Raw genomic sequence first — 21,338 nt, forward strand, 5'->3', positions numbered from 1 at the left:
CGGTGCTTTTTTGTGCCATTAACAACATTAGCGTCATCCTTTGTAAAAGATAGGAGAGCTTTAGCTACTTTCTTACTAGAATAAGAATTTTATAAGAAAGTTATTTGGTTTTATCATTATTTTAAACAAAAACAGCAAATGAATAATGTTATATAATAATTATTTATTGAAAAGCGATAAACAACATGGTGTTATCAAATTGAAAATTAGTAAGAGAAATGCTTTTTATGAAATGTAAAACGAATGTTATGTATTAAAAAGAAATTGATAAAAATTATAAAAATTATATATTTTAATAATGAAATAAGAAAAGGGAGTTAGAGCATGATTCATAAAACAGTAAAGAAAGTTATCTTAATTGCAGGTGGTTTGTATATTACTTATTTAGTAGGTGTAGTCACTTTAGCGGAATCGATCCCGTATCCTACATCTCAGCAACTTAAAGAAGCTGAAAAAGTAGTTGAACGCTATGTAGGTGAAAATAATGGAGTGAAAATGATAAATACATCTAGCAGCTTCACGGCTGAGATGTTCGATCGTACAATTCATATTGAAGGGAATTCAAAAGAGAATCCAAAACAAATATTTCGAATGGATTTAGATCAAGTTTCTAGTGAAAGTGAAAAGATAACCGAAAATAAGAATATAGAAAAGATAATAGTGTATTTGTAATCTATATCATTACATAAAGTTAGAGTGGAGAAGAGAGTATACTTTTTGTATGGTGTAATAAAGATATAGCCCGCCTACAGAAATAGGTAGGCTATTTTTTATAAAGAAAAGACAACTTAAGGCTAGAGCCCTTGTTAAGAAATAGGGTGAAAACAAGAGTTTTTAAGGAGAGATAAGGTTGTTCAACAGATAAAGATATCGTATTTGAAACACGTGATTAATGGTGGATTAAGTTCTATTTTTAATAAAAATCTTTAAAAGGCCTTACAGTCCCTAAAATTGATATTTAATAATAATCTGTAAGAAACATATATTTTGAATTAATTAATAAAATAATATATATTTATATCGATTTAATGATTTTAGTTTGTTAAAAATGGGGAAATCGATATGAAGGTTAAATTTGCCGTAATAAAAGATGAAAACTTTAATTGTAGTTTATTGGAAACAAAATTATTGAAAACTTTTAAAGAAGTAGATTGTGAAGCAGATATTGTAAAGGTTGAGGATGAAATTTTTGAAAACAATGGTATACAAACGCATTTATTAGAAATAACCATTCATGTTACTGGAAAAAATATCGGGTATAGGTCCGTTTCCGCCAGTATATTTATTGTTCTAGAGAGTTTATCAATACAGCTATTTCGTATTCATATTAGTATACTTTAAGCAGTTCAAAAAGTGGATTCTTCAGAAAATCATACGGATTATATTGAGTTGTAAATATGAAAATAATAGAAATTATCGTAGGTGCTTCCGAATGTTGGATTGCACATTGTTTGTTGTTAAATAAACAAGGGGTACCTTTTCTAATTTTAATGTATCTTAACGCTAATTTATAAATAGAAGAGTGGAAACATGTGAGTAATTCAATTAGATTGTACAAATAATTTGGTGCGCACATATACGGAATGTATTCACCGGTAAGAGGGTTGTCTCATAATATATATAGATTTTTCTATTAAGATGAACAGAGGGTGTGAATATATGGAAGATGTTTATGCTAAAATTGACAGTCTCAAGGCCGACCAAAAAGAAATTATGAGAGACATTCGTGCTTTAGAAACGCGTACCACTATTAATGAGAAAGACATAGCAACAATTAATAAGCAATTAGAAAAAATAAGTACAAACACAACTTGGATTTTGCGTATTATTATTAGTACGATAATAATGTCAGTTTTAGGATTGATATTAAAAGGGATGATATAAAAGAAAGAGGAGAGCTCCCTCTTTCTTTTATGTAAATGAGAAGCTATACATTTTCCGTTTCTTTTTCATCTGCATATTTTTCCTCTAAAGAAATTAGTAGAGCAATTAACCCGAGTACTACAATAATTAAAGTGGTTATAAAAGATTTAGAAAGAGTAAAAGAACCTGCAATGAAAGGTGATAAAAACTTGAATGACAGTATACTAGATAGTAAGGACACTACTAAAATGGCAAAAAGAGCTACATTTTTATTACTAATAGATGATTGTAAAAAGTCTTTAATAAAGCCAATAGAGACAAATATAGTTAATATGATAAGAGAAACAAAATAATGTGTTACATTCGTCATACTAATAGTAGGGTCGTCTATTATGTAAGCAAGTAACTTAGATACTAATATTCCTCCAAACAATAAAATAATAAAAGCAAGTAATCCTTCCGATATATCAGTGCTGAAATTGTCTTTCTTGTTAAAGAAGTTGTAGTTCAGAGTAGATTGGATTATTTGAATCAGGAATAGGCTAATAATCCATACATAATATACAATTGGTAATTCTCCTGAGAATAGAGAGATTAGGAAATTTATTACTGTCCTTAAAATTTCAATCATTACGAAAGTCCTCCTGTTTGTAAGCTTGTGACATTAAACTATGCTAGTCTATCGTTTAATAATTAAATTTGTTAATTCAAACTATTTCTAATTATTCCATAAAAAGGTGGCTACATCAAGTTATCTTTTTAACAAATCCTCCAAGGCTCGACACTAGAAAAAGAAACGCAATATGTAATATAATTGAAAAAGTATATTTAAAAAATCAATGTTAATATTACCCTCCTATAAGTATTAACATACGTAATTGAGGTGTTTTCTTTGTTGTTTTATGATCGAATTTCTATAATGGCCCCTCCTGTTCCGTAGCTTAGGAAAGTCTTTTTATTTCTGAGATTTTCAAAGTTATAGGAGGGTATGAAAAATGAAAAAAGTCTCAGTACCATCACTTTTGTTAATGATCATTCTTGTCGCATTTCCGCAAATTAGTGAAACGATTTACACACCGTCTTTACCTGACATTTCAAAGGCGTTACATGTAAGGAATAATGAGGTACAGTTAACGCTTAGTGTGTATTTTGCTGGATTTGCTTTAGGTGTATTTTTTATTGGATGGTTATCAGATATAATTGGCCGTCGCCCGGCAATGTTACTTGGAATTGTCGTATATGGCGTTGGGAGTTTCTTATGCTTTATTACAAATTCCATTGAAGTTTTATTAGTAAGTCGTTTTATTCAAGCGTTTGGAGCAAGTGCAGGATCAGTTGTGACGCAAACGATTCTTCGTGAAAGTGTAGAAGGGCATAAGAGGCATGTTATGTTTGCTCAAATATCGGCAGTCATTGCTTTTACACCAGCGATAGGACCGTTAATTGGTGGCTTTCTTGATCAAATGTTTGGATTTAAAATCGTATTTTTAAGTTTAGTAGTTATGAGTGTCGGAATTTTTCTGTATACGTTTGTTTCTCTTCCAGAAACAAAAACGAACTCAGTAACAAATAAAATAAATGTCTTTTCAGTATTGAAGAGATTAATTACAAATCCGAAAGTAGTAACATATGGGCTATTAATTGGAGGAGCAAATGGTGTTTTGTTTAGCTATTATGCAGAAGCACCGTTTATCTTTATGGAATACTTTCAATTATCGCCTAGTATGTATGGATTTTTAGGAATTGTTGTTGCTTCTGCTTCTATTATTGGAGCGAAAGTTTCAAAACGATTGCTTGCTACTAATAAACCAGCGAGAATTATATATATCGGTTGTCTTGTAATGGTAGTTGGAGCAGTCGCTTTATCTATTATTACTTCAGTTGGATCAAATCCAAACATAATATATATGGGTGGATTTTTAGTAGCGATGTTTATATTGCTATTAGGAATTGGAGTAGCATTACCTAACTGTTTAAGTTTAGCATTAGTAGATTTTCAAGATGTCATTGGTACAGCGGGTGCATTGTTTAGCCTAGGGTACTATGTAATTGTAACGATAACAATTTGGGGAATGAGTCAACTTCATACGGGCTCGTTACTGGTGATGCCACTTTATTTTCTAGCTATAGTAGTTATCATGATGGTGTTTACTAAAGTGTTTATTTTAGGTAAACAAACTTCAAAAATGAGTTAAATATGAAATGGTAAAAGGGTCTCATTTTTTAATGAGACTCTTTTATATTTTATCCCGCTGTTTTGAGGCAGCAAGATTCCTGCCTCAAAATTGGGCTGGATTAAAGAAGTTAGTAGTTTATTAATATATTAAATTTCTGGTTGGTATATAAATCGGACGTGTGGGAAATTGCGTTATCAACTATAAAGATTGAAGTACATGAGATGTGAAGCCGAGGAAGAAATACTCTCCTCGGTTATTTATATTGTAATAATATTTATACCGGAATCAAATTGAATAGATGTATTTTATTGTTAATTCAGTTAAAAATTAAACATAATCATGCATATTAATTTATTGAAAAAATAATTGAATTTTTCAGATTAATGAATTAATATAAGGTAAGTAATTTTAAGATTTATAGAATATTGGAAGATGAAAGGTTTTGGGAATTTTATAAGAAGCAAAAAAACGATTTTAGGATAGCTTTAAAGCTAGTTTAAAATGACGTTTGCTTCATCATTTTCAAGGCCGAAAGGAATTAGGGAAAAGCATCTTGTTTTAAAATGCGGCTATGAATCATCTAAGAGGGGGAAGTGAAGTGGCAAACAAAGAATTGAAAAGAGGTTTAGAAGCACGTCATATTCAAATGATTGCTTTAGGCGGAACAATTGGTGTTGGTTTGTTTATGGGATCAGCCAGCACGATTAAATGGACAGGTCCGTCAGTCATGCTTGCGTATGCGATTGCAGGTATTTTTATTTTCTTCATCATGCGTGCCATGGGAGAAATGTTGTATATGGAGCCGAGTACAGGTTCATTTGCGACGTTCGGTCATAAGTATATTCATCCGCTAGCTGGTTATATGACAGCGTGGAGTAACTGGTTCCAGTGGGTTATCGTTGGGATGTCAGAAATTATTGCGGTAGGAGCATATATGCAATATTGGTTCCCGGACTTACCAGCTTGGATACCAGGTGTAATCGCAATGGTTATTCTTGGCGCAGCTAACTTAATTTCTGTTAAGTCATTTGGTGAATTTGAATTTTGGTTTGCGATGATTAAGATCGTTACGATTCTATTAATGATTATTGCAGGATTTGGACTTGTTTTCTTCGGAATTGGTAACGGCGGAGAAGCGATTGGTATATCAAATCTTTGGTCAAATGGCGGTTTCTTTACAGGTGGTTTTTCAGGCTTCTTCTTTGCATTATCACTTGTAGTGGGTGCATACCAAGGTGTGGAATTAATTGGTATTACTGCTGGTGAAGCGAAGGATCCGAAGAAGACACTTACAAAAGCGATTCAAAGTACAATTTGGCGTATTTTAATCTTCTATATTGGTGCTATTTTCGTTATTGTAACTGTGTATCCGTGGGATCAATTAAGTACAATTGGTAGCCCGTTCGTAGCAACTTTTGCGAAGGTTGGTATTACGGCAGCAGCTGGACTGATTAACTTCGTTGTTATTACAGCGGCGATGTCTGGTTGTAATAGTGGTATTTATAGTGCAGGACGTATGCTTTATACGTTAGGTGTAAATGGACAAGCGCCGAAATATTTCACAAAACTTTCTGGAAATGGTGTGCCTTTATTCGGTACAGTTGGCGTAATTATCGGTTTAGCGGTTGGTGTTGTATTAAGTTATATTGCACCGAAAAACTTATTCGTATATGTATATAGTGCGAGCGTACTTCCTGGTATGGTACCATGGTTCGTTATTTTAATTAGTCAAATTAATTTTAGAAAAGAAAAAGGGGCAGAGATGAAGGATCATCCGTTCAAAATGCCATTTGCTCCTGTTACAAACTATTTAACAATTGCCTTTTTAATTATGGTATTAATCGGAATGTGGTTTAACGATGATACGCGCATTTCATTAATTGTAGGTATCATTTTCTTAGCTATCGTTACAATTAGTTTCTATGCTTTCGGAATAGGGAAGCGAACTCCGTTAGACGTTCAAAATGATCAAGAGATTTCAAGTAAATAAAGATAGTAAAAAGTCCGATTTCTTATTTAGAAATCGGACTTTTTACTATTAAAACTTTTCTAAAACGATCTTCCCAATTGTACTTCCGCTTTCAAGCAGGGCATGTGCTTTCTTTACGTTTTCAGCGTTAATTGGTGTGAATGTTTCATTTAAAGTAGTCTTTAAAATGCCTTCATCTAGTAGTTCGCTTACTTTATTTAATAGTTCGTGCTGCGTGATCATGTCTCCAGTTTCATACATCGCTTTTGTAAACATAAACTCCCAAACGAGTGTAGCACTTTTACTTTTTAAAATGCCCATCTCAAGAGGGTGCTCATTTTCTACGATAGAGCAAATTTTTCCTTGTGGTTTAATAAGTTCACATATTGCTTGCCAATGTTGATCTGTATTGTTTAGGCAGAAAATATAATCTACATCTTTTAGCCCGAACTCTAATATTTGTTCTTGTAAAGGTTGGTGATGGTTAATGATATAATCGGCACCGAATTTTTCAACCCAGTGTATCGTTTCATTGCGGGATGCAGTTGTGATAACATTTAGTCCGGCCCATTTCGCAAGTTGAATGGCAATTGAACCTACACCACCAGCACCGCCTATAATTAAAATGTTTTTAAAGGAGTTCGTATCTTTCTTATTATAATCAATACCTAAACGTTCGAATAAACCTTCCCAAGCTGTAATAGCTGTTAACGGAAGTGCTGCAGATTCAGCATCACTTAACGTTTTTGGTTTTTTACCAACGATTCTTTCATCAACGAGGTGGTATTCACTATATGTACCTTGTCTCGTAATGCTTCCAGCGTAAAACACTTCGTCGCCTTCTTTAAATAACGTACAATTTTCGCCGGTTTGTACAACAACACCACTCGCATCCCAGCCAAGTATTTTCGCTACCTCTTCTTTTTTCTCTTTTGGAGATCGAACTTTTGTATCAACTGGATTAACGGAAATAGCGTTAATTTTAACGAGTATATCTCTCCCTGTAGCAACAGGTCTTTCAACTTCCATATCAATTAAACTGTTTTCTTCTTCAATAGGTAAGTATTCATGTAAACCAATTGCTTTCATTTGTATTCCCTCCATTAAAGTAAGAGTCATTTACTCTTTTATTATAGTAGGTGGAGTGTCATTATGTAAAAAAGTTAAGTCCCTTCTATTTTGTAAAAGGCCTGTTTCAGCATCATGTAGTACCGTGTAACTGGAGAGGATCCGCCATCGTTTTGATTTTATAGGCGTCGGATGAAAGTTATACTTATTTTTCCATTGTACCTTGCAATGAACAATACCGAGTGTTATATTATACTTGTGGTTACTTATTATAAAACAGTACTAAATAATAAATAGTAGTGGATATTAATTAGAATAGGGTGAATGAATATTGAATGTACAATTTAAAAAAGGAGTTTTGGAACTTTGTGTTCTTGTCTTACTGGATAAGCAAGACCGTTATGGATATGAATTAGTTCGAAATATTTCTAATCGAATTGAAATATCAGAAGGGTCTGTTTATCCTCTTCTTCGAAGGTTAACTAAGGAAGAATATTTTACCACGTACTTACAGGAGTCTTCAGAGGGTCCTTCAAGAAAGTATTATACACTAACGGATAAAGGTAGAACGTATTTGTATCAACTTTTGGAGGAATGGAATGAGTTCTCACAAGGTGTCAATCAATTAATTAAAGAAGGTGTACGTAATGACGAAAGATAAATTTTTGCAACAATTAAATGTATCTCTAAAAAGATTATCTGATAAAGAGCGTGCAGATATTTTAAAAGATTATGAAGAACATTTTACTTTCGGCTTAGAGGAAGGGAAGAGCGAAGAAGAAATTGCAACTTCATTAGGTTCTCCAGCTCAAATCGCCAAAGAGCTATTAGCAGATTATCATATTGAGAAAGTAACAACAAGTGCAACAACAGGAAATGTTTTCCGTGCAATTTGGGCAGTAATTGGATTAGGTTTTTTCAATTTGTTAATCGTACTTGCACCTGCAATCACATTAGCGGCATTGATTTTTTCAGGATGGGTTCTCGGTATCTCATTTTTAGGGGCACCATTACTTGTTTTAGTTGATGCTATTATACATCCAAATTCATTCTTGCTATTTAATCTTTTTGTTTCTTTAGCACTTTGTGGAATTGGATATTTCATTGTTATTGCTATGTTATTTTTAACGAAGCTAGCAACGAAAGGATTTGTTCGTTATTTAAAGTTCAATATAGCACTAGTAAAAGGTGGTTTGAAGCATGATAAATAAGAAGAGTTTCTCAATCATTGCAGGTATTATTTTCATTATTGGTATTATCGGAAGTTTATTCACTTATCGTTCAATTGCTGCGGTACCAATTTCAGAAGAAAAGGTCATTAATAATAATGTGTCAAGCGTCATTATCGACACGAATAACGTTCGTGTTAACATCAACCCTACAACAGGTAGTAACGTGAAAGTAAAATTAGATGGCGAAGTTAATCCTAATGTAAAAAGGGAATTAGCTACGGATGAGAAAGATTCAACGCTTCTTATTTCTTATAAAGAAAAACAACAGAGTTGGTTCAACTTTAATATTTCTGAAGTGTGGGCGCCATTAACATTAAATGTGTATCTACCCGAAAAACAATATGAATCATTAAAAGTTTCCAATAATAATGGCTATGTTTCTGCTAAAAAACTAAACGCAACAAATTTTAATATCAATACAAGCAATGGACGTGTTGAATTAAGAGAAATCAATTCGCCAAAAATTATCGCGGAAACAAACAATGGAATTATGGATTTCAAAGATGTATTGGCACAAAATATTCATGTGAAATCGAACAACGGACGAATAATGCTAGACCATGTTGAAGGTGAAATAGAGGGGCAAACTAAAAATGGAAGTCTTACTCTGAAAACGAATGAACTGGATCGAAATCTCAATTTTACGACTCACAATGGAAAAATTAATATTGAAACTGAAAAAGAACCAACTAATGTTCAATTTAATGTTTCTGTTGACAATGGCAGAGCGAATATACTTGATAAATATAATGGAAATACGGTTATTGGAAAAGGAGAAAATGTAATTAAATTAAATACACATAACGGAAATATTACAGTGGAAAAACAATAGTATATTATCTTTTATCATCTCAGCTCCCCACACATAAAGAGCAATAATAAATAAAAGAACCGACTCCTTTTCTCGACGTATAGGTAGTCGGTTCTTTTATTTGTAACATTCGTTTAAGTGTGTATCTTTTTCGTATTACAAAATACAAACAGTTGATTTATTACTCTGGATTCTTAGAGAAATAATGAATAGTAATTAAAAGTGTAAGGAGAATTTGTGAATGACTCAAAAATAATAATTGAAACAGTGAAGGAAGAGAAGGAGTTTATTTCTAACAGGAGGAATTTTTTACTGTGAACTTTATCCAAAACTAAATGTAAAGGTGGATACATAATGACAGTAAAGAAACTTTATTTCATCCCAGCAGGTCGTTGTATGTTGGATCATTCGTCTGTTAACAGTGCGTTAACACCGGGAAAACTATTAAACTTGCCGGTTTGGTGTTATCTTTTGGAGACGGAAGAAGGTCCTATTTTAGTAGACACAGGTATGCCAGAAAGTGCAGTTAATAATGAAGGGCTTTTTAACGGTACATTTGCAGAAGGACAGATTTTACCGAAAATGACTGAAGAAGATAGAATTGTAACTATTTTAAAACGTGCAGGGTATGAGCCAGATGATCTCCTATATATTATTAGTTCGCACTTGCATTTTGATCATGCAGGAGGAAATGGTGCTTTTTTGAATACGCCAATCATTATACAACGTGCTGAATATGAGGCAGCGCAGCATAGAGAGGAATATTTGAAAGAGTGCATACTACCAGATTTAAACTACAAAATTATTGAAGGTGATTATGAAGTGGTACCTGGTGTTCGGTTATTGTATACACCAGGACATTCTCCAGGGCATCAGTCATTATTAATTGAGACGGAAAAATCCGGTCCTGTATTATTAACGATTGATGCATCTTATACGAAAGAGAATTTTGAAGATGAAGTACCGTTTGCGGGATTTGATTCGGAATTAGCCTTATCTTCAATTAAACGTTTAAAAGAAGTTGTGATGAAAGAGAAACCGATTGTTTTCTTTGGACATGATATAGAACAGGAAAAGGGATGTAAAGTGTTCCCTGAATATATATAGTGCAAAAAGTCATGAGCTTATTCACTCATGACTTTTTCGTTTAAATAATTTCTTTAAATAAGTTATATACTTTTTTAGAACTATCTTCATTTAATTGATAGTACGTAAGGTTTACATCATCAGGAGTATCTTGCTGAGCAATCATCACTTCGTTACTGTGATGGTCAACTACCCATATGAAATATTTTTTATAAGTTCCATCCTTAAATGTAATCCACATGTCACAATCTATTAAATCTGACCCTTCTTCATCTAATGTTAATTTTCCTTTTTTTGCGGTATCCATACTGTTAATGAATGTTTTTAATTCATCTGTTTTTGTGAGGAAGATATCCTTTTTTGTTTTAATGGATTCGACATGTATATCTTTTATTTCCTGTTTTCCTAAAAAGACAGGGGGCTCATTTGGATCTCTTTGAGTGGAAATAATAGTAGCTTTTTTCTTTGGCTTATTTGCTGTATACAAATCTTGAATAGATTTTCCAGAGTTTACAAACCATATGATCCCACAAATAATCAATGTGCTACAAAGCAGTAAAATAATTTTCTTAATAGAATATTCTCCTCTCTATTACTTCGTATGAAGAGCTTTTCTATTAATATATGATAGGTAAGCATAAAGTATTATAGTTGAACGTGGTTATGTTTCACTGTTTTTATTGGACGATCAACGAGTAAATTGTAAGTAAGCCCAATTAATACGAAAACACCTCCGATAATCTTTCCAGTTGAGAGTTCATTTGTTAGGAAGAAATCAATGATAGTTCCTGCAAATAATTGTCCGATAAAGATAAGTAACGTTAAATAAAATGCTGATATTTTAGGGGTAATATAGTTGGATAATGAAATGACAATAACGCCTACTAATCCGCCTAAATATACAGCGATAGGTATAGATTGCAACGTATGACTAGGAATGTACATTGAATCTGAACTGAAAATTAAAAATAATATAGAGAAAAATAATCCAGTAATATAATTAAAAAACGTACCTTCCCAATTGCCGATTTTCGCTGCTAAATTTGCGTTAATAATTCTAGCAACAACGATAGAAACACCAGCTAAAATAGCGATTGTAATATATAACATTTTTTTGCCTCCATTAATAAATTGTCATGATTATAATTCCAGAAGAGATGAAACATAATCCAATTAGTTTTTTCTTTTCAAACTTTGCAACTTTCATTCCTAATAAGCCGAAATGATCAATAACGATGGAAGCAATAGATTGACCGAGTAAACTTAATGCGATCGTAATAGAGGCACCAAGGACGGAGAAACTTATATTGTTAAAAAGAACAGTGAATACTCCAATCGCTCCAGCGCTATATAAAAAAAATGGAATGCTTTTATCAAAATGGATTTTATGTTTGTTTATGATTAAAACGAAAATAACTGCAATTAAACCGACAAGGTGAATGACAACGCTCGCTGTGTACTTGCCAATTAACTCAGATAAAATCCCATTCAATGGAAGCATAACGGCGATGAGCACACCAATAAAGACAGAAAGAAAGTTATACAATGTAATATCCCCTTTATATTTCATATTTGTAATGACTGTATCATGCTGAAATTGTGTATTACTATGACATATGTCATAGTGGAAGAAGAAAATTTTGATTACAATGGGGATGAGTTGTAAAGGCGGGGGAACTATGAAGAAAGTATGTAATTCTATTAAATTAGCAGAGTATATGAAACAAAATAATATTGACTCTTTTTTTAGTAATGATATGAATCCGTATATGGAACTTATATTTTTTAAAAAGAATGAGTTTATTTGCAGAGAAAATGAAGAGATAGATTATTTATATTTTTTCGTTGAAGGAAAAGCGAAGGCATTTAATACATTAAGTAACGGTAAATCTGTATTATTATGCTTTTATGATAGTTTGCAGCTGTTAGGAGATGTGGAGTTAATTCATTCTCAAAAGACTGCTTCAAACGTACAAGTAATGGCAGATTCATATTGTGTTGGTTTACCTTTAGGAAAAGTGAGAAATCAACTATTTCATGATGCGAAATTTTTACGATGTATTTGCGGATCGTTAGCACATAAATTAAACCGACTTTCAAAAAATAGTACCATTAATTTACTATATCCACTTGAAAACAGACTTGCGAGTTACATATTAGCAGCAGGGGAACGAGCGGTGCAGCACGGAAATCGAATCGTGTTTAGTGGGAATTTAACGGAAACAGCTGAATTGTTAGGAACGAGTTATCGGCATCTATTACGTACATTAAATATTTTTTGTGATAAAGAGATTATAAAGAAAAACAATGGATGCTTTGAAGTTGTAAACTTGGATGTTTTGAGGGAATTGGCGGCAGATGTTTATAAATAAATGAGATGTATTGAAAAAGAGCTTCCTAATTTAGAGGCCACTGAAAAAGTGATTACTTTGAAAAAGCAACACGCGTTTTATCAATATGTTGAAATCAAAAAGGATCCCGTCACTTTTATATAGTAGGTGATGGGATCCTTTTTCTTATGAAGTGGAGTTTTTCAGTGCCCTCCTAATTTATAAGCTCTTTTTGTTTTGGAAAAACGAAATGAAATTGGAAAAAATTTGTCGTTGAAATGGATTGCCAGTTCCCTTAATATTGTTTAAGGTTCTTCTAATAAGGTCATAAGAACTTAAAAATATCTTTTTAGAATGGATTACTTTTACATATATTTAGGAGGAATAAGCATGAAAAAGTTCGTTGCAATTGTTACTGGTATTCTTTTAACAGCTGGATTAACAGCATGTGGAGATACAGAAGTAAAAGAAGTTAAAAAGGATAGCTCTGCAAAACAGGAGCAAAAGAAGGAAGAAAGTAATAAAGTATTTGCAATTGGGGATACATTTGAAGTAAATGGACTACAACTTACATTTACTTCTGCCAACTTTGTTGAACCAAATGAATATACTGCTCCTGAAAAAGGAAAAGTGTTAGAGATTCAATTCTCAGCGAAAAACAACGGAAAAAAAGAAATGTACTTTGGAGCTGAAGAATTAAAGCTTGCTGATGGAGCGGGAAATCAGTTTAAAGAATACTTCGGTATGGATAATAGCTTTATGAATGAAAATATTGCAGCAGGAAACCAAATTACTGGGAAAATGTATTATGATGTTGCAGAAGCAGACAAATATACTGGAACATATAAGCCAAGTTTCACATTAGATGAAAAGTCTGTAAAAATTGATTTTCAAGTAAAATAATAATTGGTATATAAGGAAGTTTGAAAGATGAAAAGAACGACTGAATTTGTATTAGGTCTTATTGGTGGTATTTTTGGAGTGCTCTGTTCATTTATTCCACTATTAATTGGTGGCATGGGTGCTGCACTTGAAGCAGAAGGAGCAAATGAAATTATTGGACTAGGATGGGGAGCGGTATTTCTTTCTATCCTAGGAATTGTTGGAGCTGCTATGGTAAAGAGTAAAGCGAAAGCAGCGGGAATCATGATGACAATCGCAGCAATCGGTGGATTTATTTGTATTTCGGTTGTATATTTACTACCAGGTATTTTATTATTAATCGCTGGTCTAATGGGGATTTTCCGTAAACCTAAGACTGTAGAATAATATAAAGTTTAGAAACACGCTAGTAATTAAATTCTGGCGTGTTTTTTGTTATAAACAAGAAGTATAGTAGTAGATTTACAGAAAAATAAATTGTATGATGAAGAAAAATGCATGAGTGTATATTCATATGTTTGTTTTAGAAAGGAGAATGAAGCATTGTTAGATGTATTAATAGTTGGAGCGGGTCAAGCTGGATTAACAATGGGATATTACTTGAAGCAAGAAGGATATAATTTTTTAATACTTGAGGCAGGGAACAGAGTGGGTGATTCATGGAGAAACAGATATGATTCTTTACAGCTCTTCACACCGAGAGAATATAGTAGTTTACCAGGTATGGTAGTAAAAGGAGAAGGAAAGGGATTTCCATGTAAAGATGAAATGGCAACGTATTTAGAAGAATATGCAAGGCGTTTTAAATTACCGATCCAATTGCAAACCGAAGTTTTTAAAATAAAGAAAGAAAAAGATATATTCGAATTACATACTCCTAAAGAAATTTTACAATCAAAAAAGGTTGTTATCGCAACAGGTGGCTTTCAGCGACCGTACATCCCCTCATTTTCACAACATCTTTCATCGCATGTTTTTCAAATACATTCATCACAATATAAATCACCATCACAAATTCCTAAGGGGAAAGTACTAGTAGTAGGTGGTGGGAATTCAGGAATGCAAATTGCAGTAGAACTTGCAAAAACTCATGAAGTTACAATGTCTATTAGTCATCCTTTAACGTTTTTACCGTTACATCTTTTTAGAAGAAGCATTTTCAATTGGTTAGAAAAATTAGGTTTATTGTATGCTGAAGTTAGTACCAAGAGGGGGAAATGGTTTCAGAAAAGAAAAGATCCTATTTTTGGATTTGAAGGTAAGGAACTCATTCGTAATGGAGCAATACAACTACAGGAAAAAGTAGTAAGTGCATCAGAAAATAACATTATGTTTCAGAACGGTGAAACATATAGTGCAGAAAGTATTATATGGTCAACAGGTTTTATTCAGAATTATAAATGGATTGAAATTGAAAAGGCAGTGAATGAGAATGGACTTCCCAATCATGTAAAGGGGATAAGTCCAGTAGGAGGATTGTATTATATCGGCTTGCCATGGCAGTCTCAAAGAGGTTCTGCACTTATTTGTGGTGTAGGAAAGGATGCGGCGTATGTACTTTCTGAAATCAAAAAAATAGATCAGTAGCAGCGACTACTGATCATCCATATGTACATGAATTAGGAGAGGTCAAACATTTATTAACTTTATTATAATTGATTTTCAAAAGAATAAAAACTGAAAATTCTAATTTTATGTTGAGAAAGTTTTTTGTATCGAAATATATAAAAGAATAGGGGTTTTTAGGAAAAAGAAATATGATATTTATATTTTAATAAATTATGATATAGTTTATAAAGAGTAGATTACATAAAATGTTATTTTATTACATATAAAGTAAGGGGGAATGGTTGTGAAGTTTGATGATCAACGCCTACTAGGAGTACGATTAGGTTCTGTACTAGTAACAGAGGAAAATCAATATTTAGTAATTAAGAAAAAAGATCATTATGCACTATTAAATATACATACTTTAGAATGCACACATGTTGAAGTGCAGCTAGAACATATTGAAGAAATGTTACATGAAGATTTCCAAGAAAGTATAACGGAGATTATCGCACCAGAACATATAAAAATTGTTGCGAAAAATGTTATATAAGAAAGAAGCTGAAAGGAACAGCTTCTTTCTTTTTCATTATAACGATAACGTTTTTAAAACGTCACCAATAATCCCTTCCATTTGATGAACACCTAAGTCAGCGTTCGTCATTATAATAGTACCATTACCTCGGTATGGATAGCATACGAGCATACATTGAAATCCCACGCCCCATCCGAGTGAATATATTTGTAAGTCTTCATTTGAATCATCCAGAAAAACACCTAGTCCCGTCCATTTTGAGCAACCTTGAGGAGAAATCATATCTTGTACTGTTTTTTGAGAAAGTTTTAGTTTGCCTTTTCCTTGTAAGGAATGAATGATTTCAATAACTAAAGCTGATAAGTCAGTTGGTGTTGTCCAAATACCTGAAGCAGCTGCGAATGGATAAAATGGATACTTCTCATTTGTAACGGTGCCATCTTTATTATGTCCGCAAGCAAAAGCATCGATTTTATCTATGTCTTCAGGAGAGAAGATTGTACTATTCTTCATTTGCAGTGGTTGAAATATATATTCTTCTAGTAAAAGGTTGAATGGCTTTCCAGTTATATCTTCAAGTAGTATTTCGATTATACAAAAGTTTGCATCCGAGTAGTGAAATTCGCTTTCTGGTTTATAAGTTACTTCAATAGGTACGGAGCAATATAATGTTTTACCGGCAAGGAGTTCAGACATGTTTGGTTGCCCTTGTGCAAGTAGATAATGTTCAAAGCTATTAGGAGGATCAATGATTCCAGATTGGTGACTTAACAAGTTTCGCAATGTGACTTTTTTCTGTGAAGTAAATAGATTAGTAGGGATGTTCCAAGATGTGAGTCTATCATTAACGTCTTCGTCTAAATGTACGATTTTGAGATCGGATAATGTTAGTACGAGAATTGTGGTGATAAATTTACTAATAGAACAAGAATTGAATATGGAATCTATAGTGACAGTTCTATTAGTTCCGGATTCAAGCGTTCCGAAAGCAGCTGTTTCATCTAGTTTGCCGTCGCGTATAATAGCAAGACTTAAACCTGCAACGGAATATTGGTGCATTTTTTCGTATATATTGTTACTTTTTAATTTCATAGTGACTCCTTTCTTCAAAAAAGACAGAATGTTAGTTCTATTATACGGTAGTAAATAGAGAGAATGAGAGAAAAAGAAAAAACTTCATCGATCAAAGATGAAGTTTTTTAGTTAATTCGAAGTGAATGCTTTAAAAAATTTATCGCGGTACATGTACATAAGCCATGAGGCTGTAATAAAGGAAATAATGCTTACTTTGTTTTGAATTGGCGCATTGAAAACAAGCCAGCCAACGATATCAAATAATACATGTAGTGCAATTGAAAGAACTACAAATTGTAGTAGCGTATTTAAAAATCTTTTCATTAAGTGTCCCCCTGAAATAAAAGGTTTATCAAAAGTGTTGTATATTACTATTATACATTAAATGTGTTTCGTGGTAAAATTTACATAAGTTAGTTAAATAAAACAAATGAAAGCTAGTGAGGAGGAATAGTCATGGAATTTTGGATGATCATACCGATAGCGATCTTTGGGTTTATTTATATCGTTGAAAAGTTAAATAAAATTGAAAAGAAGACGGATGCACGTTTAAAGAGGATGGAAGATAGATTACAGCTAATTACGAAAGAAATGGGAATTGTAGATAGAGAACCTGAGATTAATAAAGAGTTGCGCCAGCTTATGGAAGAAGGAAAAACAGTTACAGCAGTTAAGAGAGTAAGAGAAGCTTTTGGTTTTTCCTTATTAGAAGCGAAGCAGTATGTTGATAAATTATAAAAAAGATCATCCATTTGGGTGATCTTTTTTCAATGCACCATACGTGTGTTTACATAAGCAGCGATTATAACGTGTCCAATTATAATGATAGGAACTAAGATTTTGACATTAGGAGTAGTGAAGACACTACCAATTGTGGCAATAGCACCGGCAATTAAATTATAAAGACCAACTATTTTTGATAACTTCACTTTATCCCGCTTTAATGGGCAGTAAGACCCCCACCTCAAAATTCAGCGAAAGCAAAGAAGTTAGGTGGGAGATCAACTGCCCATAAAAGCCCGATTGGTTCAACTAATAATCAGTGGGGGATAAAGACCCCCCACTGATTAAAGTTTCACTTTATCTGGTACACGGCGTTCATTGAATCCTGATAAGAGCCAAGTGTATTGTTTTACTCCGATGAAATAAGCTAGTGCAAATGAAATGATTGCAAGTATGAATAATGATGGAGAAGCGAAGAGAGTCATTGAAAACACCTCCGTTAAAGAGTTATAAATAAATTATAGTATGAATGTTATAATTTAACAAAATAGATTTAAGTGTAATAGAAAAACGGAGTATTTATTATGAAGGGGGATTAAGTATGAATATTGTGGAATTCCAGAGATATGTATTAAATTTCAGTAAAGAAAAAGGATTTCAAGATACTACAATTGAAGAACGTGCAATGTATATAATGGCGGAATTAGGTGAATTAGCGGAAGTTATATTAAAGCGTGATAAAATACAAGATTCGAAAAGAGAGATTGGTTTAGAAATGTTTGATGTCATTTGGAATGTATGTGATTTAGCAAATAAGTTAGAAATTGATTTGGAGAAAGCATTTGAAGAAAAAATGAGGATAAATAAAAAACGTGAATGGTAAGTGGAGTATTAATGTGTAAAGATGGGGGATACTAGTGAAAAAGAAGCTTTTTATAAGAGGAATCTTTATCTTAGTTAGTGTAATGAGTGTTGTCGCTTACTTAGTTTTTCAGGGTATATTCATTCCGAATCAAATAAGTGCGGATAAGTATGAAATAAAAGGTGTAGATGTTGCGTCATATCAAGGGGATATAGATTGGAGAGAGTTGGAAAAGCAAAATATGAAGTTTGCGTTTATAAAGGCTACTGAAGGAAGCGCGTTTGTGGATAAGTACTTTTCTAAAAATTGGACGAATGCGAATAAAACAAGTATGCGCGTCGGAGCGTATCATTTTTTTAGTTTTGATAGTAAGGGTGAAACACAAGCAGAGCAATTTATACGAAATGTTCCAAAATATAAACAAGCACTGCCACCCGTAATTGATGTTGAGTTTTACGCTAACAAAAAAGATAATCCGCCTAAGCGTGAAGATGTTACGAAAGAGTTGTCGGTCATGATTGAAATGCTAGAAAAACATTACGGTAAGAAAGTAATATTGTATGCAACTCAAGAGGCATATGATTTGTATATAAAGAATGCGTATCTTCAATGTGATATATGGATTCGCAGTGTCTTTACAAAACCGAGTTTATCTGATGAGAGGAAATGGACGTTTTGGCAATACACGAACCGCGGGAGATTAAATGGTTATAATGGAAAAGAAAAGTATATTGATTTAAATGTATTTTATGGGAATGAGGAAGAGTTTGAGAATTATGGAATGAAAGATTAAGTTTTAAAGTGTACAACATGTTGTACACTTTTTTTGTTAAATACATAAAAAATATGCAAGTAAAGATGGAACAAACATTTGAGCTGAATTGTCTAATATAGGTAATAAATATTTCGTTTGAAAGAAAGGGTGGAGAAAATGAAAAATACATTATTAAAATTAGGGGTATGTGTTAGTTTACTAGGAACAACGCAATTTGTTAGTACAATTTCTTCTGTACAAGCAGAACGAACGGTAGAGCAAAAAGTAATAAAAAATGAGACAGGAACTATTTCGATTTCTCAGTTAAACAAAAATGTATGGATTCATACGGAATTAGGTTATTTTAACGGAGAAGCAGTTCCTTCGAACGGTCTAGTTCTTACCACTTCTAAAGGGTTAGTACTTGTCGATTCTTCTTGGGATGATAAGTTAACGAAGGAATTAATAGAGATGGTAGAAAAGAAATTTAAGAAGCGCGTAACAGATGTCATTATTACACATGCACACGCTGATCGAATTGGTGGAATGAAAACATTGAAAGAAAGAGGCATTAAAGCGCATAGTACAGCGTTAACTGCAGAACTAGCAAAGAAAAATGGATATGAAGAACCACTTGGAGATTTACAAACCGTTACAAAGTTGAAGTTTGGAAATATGAAAGTAGAAACATTTTATCCAGAGAAGGGACATACAGAAGATAATATTGTTGTTTGGTTGCCACAATATCAAATTTTAGCTGGAGGCTGTTTAGTTAAATCTGCGTCCTCGAAAGATTTAGGAAACGTTGCTGATGCTTATGTAAATGAATGGTCCACATCGATTGAAAATGTGCTGAAGCGATATGGAAATATAAATTTAGTAGTGCCTGGTCATGGAGAAGTAGGGGATAGAGGATTACTTTTACATACATTGGATTTGTTGAAATAAAAAAAGCGAGGAGAAACAATTTTCTCCTCGCTTTCTTCTAACTATATTTAAATGCGAAGCCTGCATACGTTATTGAGATTTTAATTCCAAGTATACAAATACCAGTACTGTCATAATTGCTATAACAACGTAAGTAGCATCAAGCATTATAAGTGTTTTTAAAGTTTCAGTCATCCTCATTCACCCCTGATATGAAAATATAACATAATCTCTTATTAATTAAATCAGAGATTATAAAGATAACAATGTACATGAAATTTATTAAGTAGATTCTATATAAATATATCATATAAATAATGTAAACGATGTTAAGATAATGTAAATGTATTGTAAATAAAGAAGGGGCTCATCATGTCAATAAATCTTATTGTTTGTAAATACTATGTATCTCTCAAGTGCTAGGTAGCAAACAGTTATAACATGTGAAAAAAACTTACTTTGACACATCAATCACGAGGCTAGTTGTTACTACATTTTCCTCTATTACTTCTACCTGTACTTGTTCATCGTTTATCCAATTGATATTGAAGTTGTCTGTCGTATACATTTCCTTAAGGGTGACCTCTTTATATTTTTCTAAAATGCTACCTCTTTTCCCATAATAGATTCTTACAGTTGAAGTGGTACTTGGTCCTTTTGATTTTATTGTTTCTCTAAGCTCGATAATATTTATTAAGTTTGGAGATTCACTTTTTTGAAAGGTAAAGGAACTGACCACTTTTTGTACCTTTTTAAAAACAGGACCATTGGATTTATTTGATATGTTAAATTCCACAACTTCAGGTACGGATTCTTTTCCTCGTAGTGTTATCGTTGCTTCATAATCGTTTTTCCAATATACGGAAACATCTGAGGAGTCGAGACGTTCCCCGTCATTTGCAATACTTGTGTCAAAATGTTCCCATAAACCGTATTTAATTCTGACGGGAGCGGGACCAAGAGAAGAGTCTGAATCTAGTTTCACTACTTTAATCGTATTTTTATTATTTGGAGAATGACTCTTTTCAAGTGTAATGTCCTGTAAATACAAAATGTAAGACAAACAGCCTACTACTAAAATAATTGGAATTACAATACGTAAGGCAGTAATGAGACGTCCTCTTGTCGTTTTTTTCTTAGTGCTTTTACTATTTTGTTCAAGTTCTTTTTCAATACTCGTTTGAACTGTTACTTTTGGCGGGCGAATAAGCCACCAAATGAAAGCTATAAGTAGTAAGAAAAGAGGTATTCCTTGAATAAAGAGAAATCCTTTCCAGAAATCTAGTCTCGTACTATACGGAGAATCTGTCGCCATCACCCCTATAAAAAATGCTACTGGACTTGCAAGTATATTTATCCCTAATCCGATCAATACGAATGAAAGATTTTTATTCCTAATTTTTCGTGATCCAGCCATAATAAACAGAAATACTGCAATACCGAGTATAAGAAATAGTGTTCCGTAATAAAACATCATATATATCATATTCTCCCTCC

27 protein-coding genes and 1 pseudogene are annotated in these 21,338 nt (G+C 32.8%); 18 read left to right on the forward strand and 10 right to left on the reverse strand.

All coding sequences use genetic code 11. From position 1 onward, the window contains the following. Nucleotides 1–324 precede the first annotated feature (324 nt). From FH036_RS00370 to FH036_RS00380, 3 genes are all read left to right on the forward strand, one after another. Entirely contained in the window at nucleotides 325–672 is a 348-nt protein-coding gene (locus FH036_RS00370) for a hypothetical protein (protein WP_139895141.1), read from the forward strand. A 390-nt stretch (nucleotides 673–1,062) separates the two neighbouring features. Then, nucleotides 1,063–1,341 (forward strand): hypothetical protein, encoded by a 279-nt coding sequence (locus FH036_RS00375; protein WP_044793288.1) that lies wholly within the window; start codon nucleotides 1,063–1,065, stop codon nucleotides 1,339–1,341. Nucleotides 1,342–1,659: 318 nt separating this feature from the next. Continuing rightward, on the forward strand, nucleotides 1,660–1,884 hold the full coding sequence (locus FH036_RS00380; RefSeq protein ID WP_000390460.1) for a hemolysin XhlA family protein: 225 nt from the start codon (nucleotides 1,660–1,662) through the stop codon (nucleotides 1,882–1,884). A gap of 43 nt (nucleotides 1,885–1,927) precedes the next feature. Here FH036_RS00380 and FH036_RS00385 read toward each other — a convergent pair whose 3' ends face one another. Beyond that, nucleotides 1,928–2,494, reverse strand: coding sequence for a DUF5823 family protein (locus tag FH036_RS00385; RefSeq protein ID WP_139895142.1), 567 nt, complete (start codon nucleotides 2,492–2,494; stop codon nucleotides 1,928–1,930). 364 nt (nucleotides 2,495–2,858) lie between these two features. Between FH036_RS00385 and FH036_RS00390 the strand changes: the two genes are divergently transcribed. Next, nucleotides 2,859–4,058: a multidrug effflux MFS transporter gene (locus tag FH036_RS00390; RefSeq protein ID WP_139895143.1), complete on the forward strand. Its 1,200-nt coding sequence runs from the start codon at nucleotides 2,859–2,861 to the stop codon at nucleotides 4,056–4,058. Nucleotides 4,059–4,638: 580 nt separating this feature from the next. Further along, nucleotides 4,639–6,030: an amino acid permease gene (locus tag FH036_RS00395; RefSeq protein ID WP_139895144.1), complete on the forward strand. Its 1,392-nt coding sequence runs from the start codon at nucleotides 4,639–4,641 to the stop codon at nucleotides 6,028–6,030. A 48-nt stretch (nucleotides 6,031–6,078) separates the two neighbouring features. On the opposite strand, the gene FH036_RS00400 is transcribed toward FH036_RS00395, so the two are convergent. Beyond that, nucleotides 6,079–7,098, reverse strand: coding sequence for a zinc-binding alcohol dehydrogenase family protein (locus tag FH036_RS00400; RefSeq protein WP_070806596.1), 1,020 nt, complete (start codon nucleotides 7,096–7,098; stop codon nucleotides 6,079–6,081). A 310-nt stretch (nucleotides 7,099–7,408) separates the two neighbouring features. Here FH036_RS00400 and FH036_RS00405 point away from each other — a divergent pair, with 310 nt between their 5' ends. The 4 genes from FH036_RS00405 to aiiA all read left to right on the forward strand — a co-directional run bounded on the left by FH036_RS00405 (nucleotide 7,409) and on the right by aiiA (nucleotide 10,227). Further along, nucleotides 7,409–7,738 (forward strand): PadR family transcriptional regulator, encoded by a 330-nt coding sequence (locus tag FH036_RS00405; protein ID WP_001969260.1) that lies wholly within the window; start codon nucleotides 7,409–7,411, stop codon nucleotides 7,736–7,738. Next, on the forward strand, nucleotides 7,725–8,288 hold the full coding sequence (locus FH036_RS00410; protein ID WP_139895145.1) for an HAAS signaling domain-containing protein: 564 nt from the start codon (nucleotides 7,725–7,727) through the stop codon (nucleotides 8,286–8,288). The genes FH036_RS00405 and FH036_RS00410 overlap by 14 nt, the downstream gene beginning before the upstream one ends. Continuing rightward, entirely contained in the window at nucleotides 8,278–9,141 is an 864-nt protein-coding gene (locus tag FH036_RS00415) for a DUF4097 family beta strand repeat-containing protein (protein WP_138321464.1), read from the forward strand. Before FH036_RS00410 ends, FH036_RS00415 begins: the two co-directional genes overlap by 11 nt. 333 nt (nucleotides 9,142–9,474) lie before the next feature. Further along, complete coding sequence (aiiA, locus tag FH036_RS00420) at nucleotides 9,475–10,227, forward strand: quorum-quenching N-acyl homoserine lactonase AiiA (protein WP_138321466.1); 753 nt, start codon at nucleotides 9,475–9,477, stop codon at nucleotides 10,225–10,227. Nucleotides 10,228–10,267: 40 nt separating this feature from the next. Here aiiA and FH036_RS00425 read toward each other — a convergent pair whose 3' ends face one another. The 3 genes from FH036_RS00425 to FH036_RS00435 form a co-directional block, all read right to left on the reverse strand. After that, nucleotides 10,268–10,762 carry a hypothetical protein gene (locus tag FH036_RS00425; protein WP_139895146.1) on the reverse strand — a complete coding sequence of 165 codons (495 nt, stop codon included), beginning with the start codon at nucleotides 10,760–10,762 and terminating at the stop codon, nucleotides 10,268–10,270. 89 nt (nucleotides 10,763–10,851) lie between these two features. Next, nucleotides 10,852–11,316 (reverse strand): DMT family transporter, encoded by a 465-nt coding sequence (locus FH036_RS00430; RefSeq protein ID WP_044793279.1) that lies wholly within the window; start codon nucleotides 11,314–11,316, stop codon nucleotides 10,852–10,854. Nucleotides 11,317–11,329: 13 nt separating this feature from the next. Continuing rightward, nucleotides 11,330–11,776 carry a DMT family transporter gene (locus FH036_RS00435; RefSeq protein WP_071722816.1) on the reverse strand — a complete coding sequence of 149 codons (447 nt, stop codon included), beginning with the start codon at nucleotides 11,774–11,776 and terminating at the stop codon, nucleotides 11,330–11,332. A gap of 109 nt (nucleotides 11,777–11,885) precedes the next feature. Between FH036_RS00435 and yeiL the strand changes: the two genes are divergently transcribed. The 5 genes from yeiL to FH036_RS00460 all read left to right on the forward strand — a co-directional run bounded on the left by yeiL (nucleotide 11,886) and on the right by FH036_RS00460 (nucleotide 15,519). Beyond that, nucleotides 11,886–12,578, forward strand: a complete 693-nt coding sequence (yeiL, locus tag FH036_RS00440) for a transcriptional regulator YeiL (RefSeq protein WP_138321468.1) — start codon at nucleotides 11,886–11,888, stop codon at nucleotides 12,576–12,578. A gap of 348 nt (nucleotides 12,579–12,926) precedes the next feature. Continuing rightward, entirely contained in the window at nucleotides 12,927–13,439 is a 513-nt protein-coding gene (locus FH036_RS00445; RefSeq protein ID WP_044793273.1) for a DUF4352 domain-containing protein, read from the forward strand. 27 nt (nucleotides 13,440–13,466) lie between these two features. After that, a complete protein-coding gene (locus FH036_RS00450; protein ID WP_042512333.1) occupies nucleotides 13,467–13,805 on the forward strand; it encodes a DUF4064 domain-containing protein in 339 nt (112 codons plus the stop codon). Nucleotides 13,806–13,916: 111 nt separating this feature from the next. Continuing rightward, nucleotides 13,917–15,005 (forward strand): flavin-containing monooxygenase, encoded by a 1,089-nt coding sequence (locus tag FH036_RS00455; protein WP_373995676.1) that lies wholly within the window; start codon nucleotides 13,917–13,919, stop codon nucleotides 15,003–15,005. Nucleotides 15,006–15,270: 265 nt separating this feature from the next. Next, on the forward strand, nucleotides 15,271–15,519 hold the full coding sequence (locus FH036_RS00460; protein ID WP_000666950.1) for a hypothetical protein: 249 nt from the start codon (nucleotides 15,271–15,273) through the stop codon (nucleotides 15,517–15,519). Between the two features lie 36 nt (nucleotides 15,520–15,555). Here FH036_RS00460 and FH036_RS00465 read toward each other — a convergent pair whose 3' ends face one another. Further along, a complete protein-coding gene (locus FH036_RS00465; protein WP_138321474.1) occupies nucleotides 15,556–16,593 on the reverse strand; it encodes a serine hydrolase domain-containing protein in 1,038 nt (345 codons plus the stop codon). A gap of 111 nt (nucleotides 16,594–16,704) precedes the next feature. Continuing rightward, nucleotides 16,705–16,899: a hypothetical protein gene (locus FH036_RS00470; RefSeq protein ID WP_000819652.1), complete on the reverse strand. Its 195-nt coding sequence runs from the start codon at nucleotides 16,897–16,899 to the stop codon at nucleotides 16,705–16,707. A 132-nt stretch (nucleotides 16,900–17,031) separates the two neighbouring features. Between FH036_RS00470 and FH036_RS00475 the strand changes: the two genes are divergently transcribed. Beyond that, nucleotides 17,032–17,313, forward strand: a complete 282-nt coding sequence (locus tag FH036_RS00475) for a hypothetical protein (protein ID WP_000397700.1) — start codon at nucleotides 17,032–17,034, stop codon at nucleotides 17,311–17,313. A gap of 29 nt (nucleotides 17,314–17,342) precedes the next feature. Here the strand turns inward: FH036_RS00475 and FH036_RS00480 are convergent. Together FH036_RS00480 and FH036_RS00485 are read right to left on the reverse strand one after the other, a co-directional pair. Beyond that, nucleotides 17,343–17,510: pseudogene (locus tag FH036_RS00480) on the reverse strand (DUF3784 domain-containing protein); the annotation flags it as partial. Between the two features lie 132 nt (nucleotides 17,511–17,642). Continuing rightward, nucleotides 17,643–17,783, reverse strand: coding sequence for a DUF3784 domain-containing protein (locus tag FH036_RS00485; RefSeq protein WP_139303960.1), 141 nt, complete (start codon nucleotides 17,781–17,783; stop codon nucleotides 17,643–17,645). 116 nt (nucleotides 17,784–17,899) lie between these two features. Between FH036_RS00485 and FH036_RS00490 the strand changes: the two genes are divergently transcribed. The 3 genes from FH036_RS00490 (at nucleotide 17,900) to bla2 (ending at nucleotide 19,862) form a co-directional block, all read left to right on the forward strand. Continuing rightward, a complete protein-coding gene (locus FH036_RS00490; protein ID WP_001028119.1) occupies nucleotides 17,900–18,181 on the forward strand; it encodes a MazG nucleotide pyrophosphohydrolase domain-containing protein in 282 nt (93 codons plus the stop codon). 34 nt (nucleotides 18,182–18,215) lie between these two features. Continuing rightward, nucleotides 18,216–18,953 carry a glycoside hydrolase family 25 protein gene (locus tag FH036_RS00495; RefSeq protein WP_138321478.1) on the forward strand — a complete coding sequence of 246 codons (738 nt, stop codon included), beginning with the start codon at nucleotides 18,216–18,218 and terminating at the stop codon, nucleotides 18,951–18,953. A 138-nt stretch (nucleotides 18,954–19,091) separates the two neighbouring features. Next, nucleotides 19,092–19,862, forward strand: coding sequence for a BcII family subclass B1 metallo-beta-lactamase (gene bla2 / locus FH036_RS00500; RefSeq protein WP_139895149.1), 771 nt, complete (start codon nucleotides 19,092–19,094; stop codon nucleotides 19,860–19,862). 433 nt (nucleotides 19,863–20,295) lie between these two features. On the opposite strand, the gene FH036_RS00505 is transcribed toward bla2, so the two are convergent. Next, a complete protein-coding gene (locus FH036_RS00505; RefSeq protein WP_044793265.1) occupies nucleotides 20,296–21,327 on the reverse strand; it encodes a hypothetical protein in 1,032 nt (343 codons plus the stop codon). Nucleotides 21,328–21,338: the final 11 nt, after the last annotated feature.

The sequence above is a fragment of the Bacillus sp. CD3-5 genome (assembly GCF_006349665.1).
Classification (GTDB): Bacteria; Bacillota; Bacilli; order Bacillales; family Bacillaceae_G; genus Bacillus_A; species Bacillus_A paranthracis.

Excerpts from the sequence above, each read along its gene's own strand:
- FH036_RS00450 (WP_042512333.1), top strand. The coding sequence starts at position 13,467 with ATGAAAAGAACGACTGAATTTGTATTAGGTCTTATTGGTGGTATTTTT.
- FH036_RS00445 (WP_044793273.1), top strand. The coding sequence starts at position 12,927 with ATGAAAAAGTTCGTTGCAATTGTTACTGGTATTCTTTTAACAGCTGGA.
- FH036_RS00435 (WP_071722816.1), bottom strand. The coding sequence starts at position 11,776 with ATGAAATATAAAGGGGATATTACATTGTATAACTTTCTTTCTGTCTTT.
- FH036_RS00485 (WP_139303960.1), bottom strand. The coding sequence starts at position 17,783 with ATGACTCTCTTCGCTTCTCCATCATTATTCATACTTGCAATCATTTCA.
- FH036_RS00505 (WP_044793265.1), bottom strand. The coding sequence starts at position 21,327 with ATGATATATATGATGTTTTATTACGGAACACTATTTCTTATACTCGGT.
- FH036_RS00465 (WP_138321474.1), bottom strand. The coding sequence starts at position 16,593 with ATGAAATTAAAAAGTAACAATATATACGAAAAAATGCACCAATATTCC.
- aiiA (WP_138321466.1), top strand. The coding sequence starts at position 9,475 with ATGACAGTAAAGAAACTTTATTTCATCCCAGCAGGTCGTTGTATGTTG.
- FH036_RS00490 (WP_001028119.1), top strand. The coding sequence starts at position 17,900 with ATGAATATTGTGGAATTCCAGAGATATGTATTAAATTTCAGTAAAGAA.
- FH036_RS00370 (WP_139895141.1), top strand. The coding sequence starts at position 325 with ATGATTCATAAAACAGTAAAGAAAGTTATCTTAATTGCAGGTGGTTTG.
- FH036_RS00375 (WP_044793288.1), top strand. The coding sequence starts at position 1,063 with ATGAAGGTTAAATTTGCCGTAATAAAAGATGAAAACTTTAATTGTAGT.
- FH036_RS00475 (WP_000397700.1), top strand. The coding sequence starts at position 17,032 with ATGGAATTTTGGATGATCATACCGATAGCGATCTTTGGGTTTATTTAT.
- FH036_RS00390 (WP_139895143.1), top strand. The coding sequence starts at position 2,859 with ATGAAAAAAGTCTCAGTACCATCACTTTTGTTAATGATCATTCTTGTC.
- FH036_RS00385 (WP_139895142.1), bottom strand. The coding sequence starts at position 2,494 with ATGATTGAAATTTTAAGGACAGTAATAAATTTCCTAATCTCTCTATTC.
- FH036_RS00455 (WP_373995676.1), top strand. The coding sequence starts at position 13,917 with ATGAGTGTATATTCATATGTTTGTTTTAGAAAGGAGAATGAAGCATTG.
- FH036_RS00430 (WP_044793279.1), bottom strand. The coding sequence starts at position 11,316 with ATGTTATATATTACAATCGCTATTTTAGCTGGTGTTTCTATCGTTGTT.
- FH036_RS00410 (WP_139895145.1), top strand. The coding sequence starts at position 7,725 with ATGACGAAAGATAAATTTTTGCAACAATTAAATGTATCTCTAAAAAGA.
- FH036_RS00415 (WP_138321464.1), top strand. The coding sequence starts at position 8,278 with ATGATAAATAAGAAGAGTTTCTCAATCATTGCAGGTATTATTTTCATT.
- yeiL (WP_138321468.1), top strand. The coding sequence starts at position 11,886 with ATGAAGAAAGTATGTAATTCTATTAAATTAGCAGAGTATATGAAACAA.
- bla2 (WP_139895149.1), top strand. The coding sequence starts at position 19,092 with ATGAAAAATACATTATTAAAATTAGGGGTATGTGTTAGTTTACTAGGA.
- FH036_RS00380 (WP_000390460.1), top strand. The coding sequence starts at position 1,660 with ATGGAAGATGTTTATGCTAAAATTGACAGTCTCAAGGCCGACCAAAAA.
- FH036_RS00470 (WP_000819652.1), bottom strand. The coding sequence starts at position 16,899 with ATGAAAAGATTTTTAAATACGCTACTACAATTTGTAGTTCTTTCAATT.
- FH036_RS00400 (WP_070806596.1), bottom strand. The coding sequence starts at position 7,098 with ATGAAAGCAATTGGTTTACATGAATACTTACCTATTGAAGAAGAAAAC.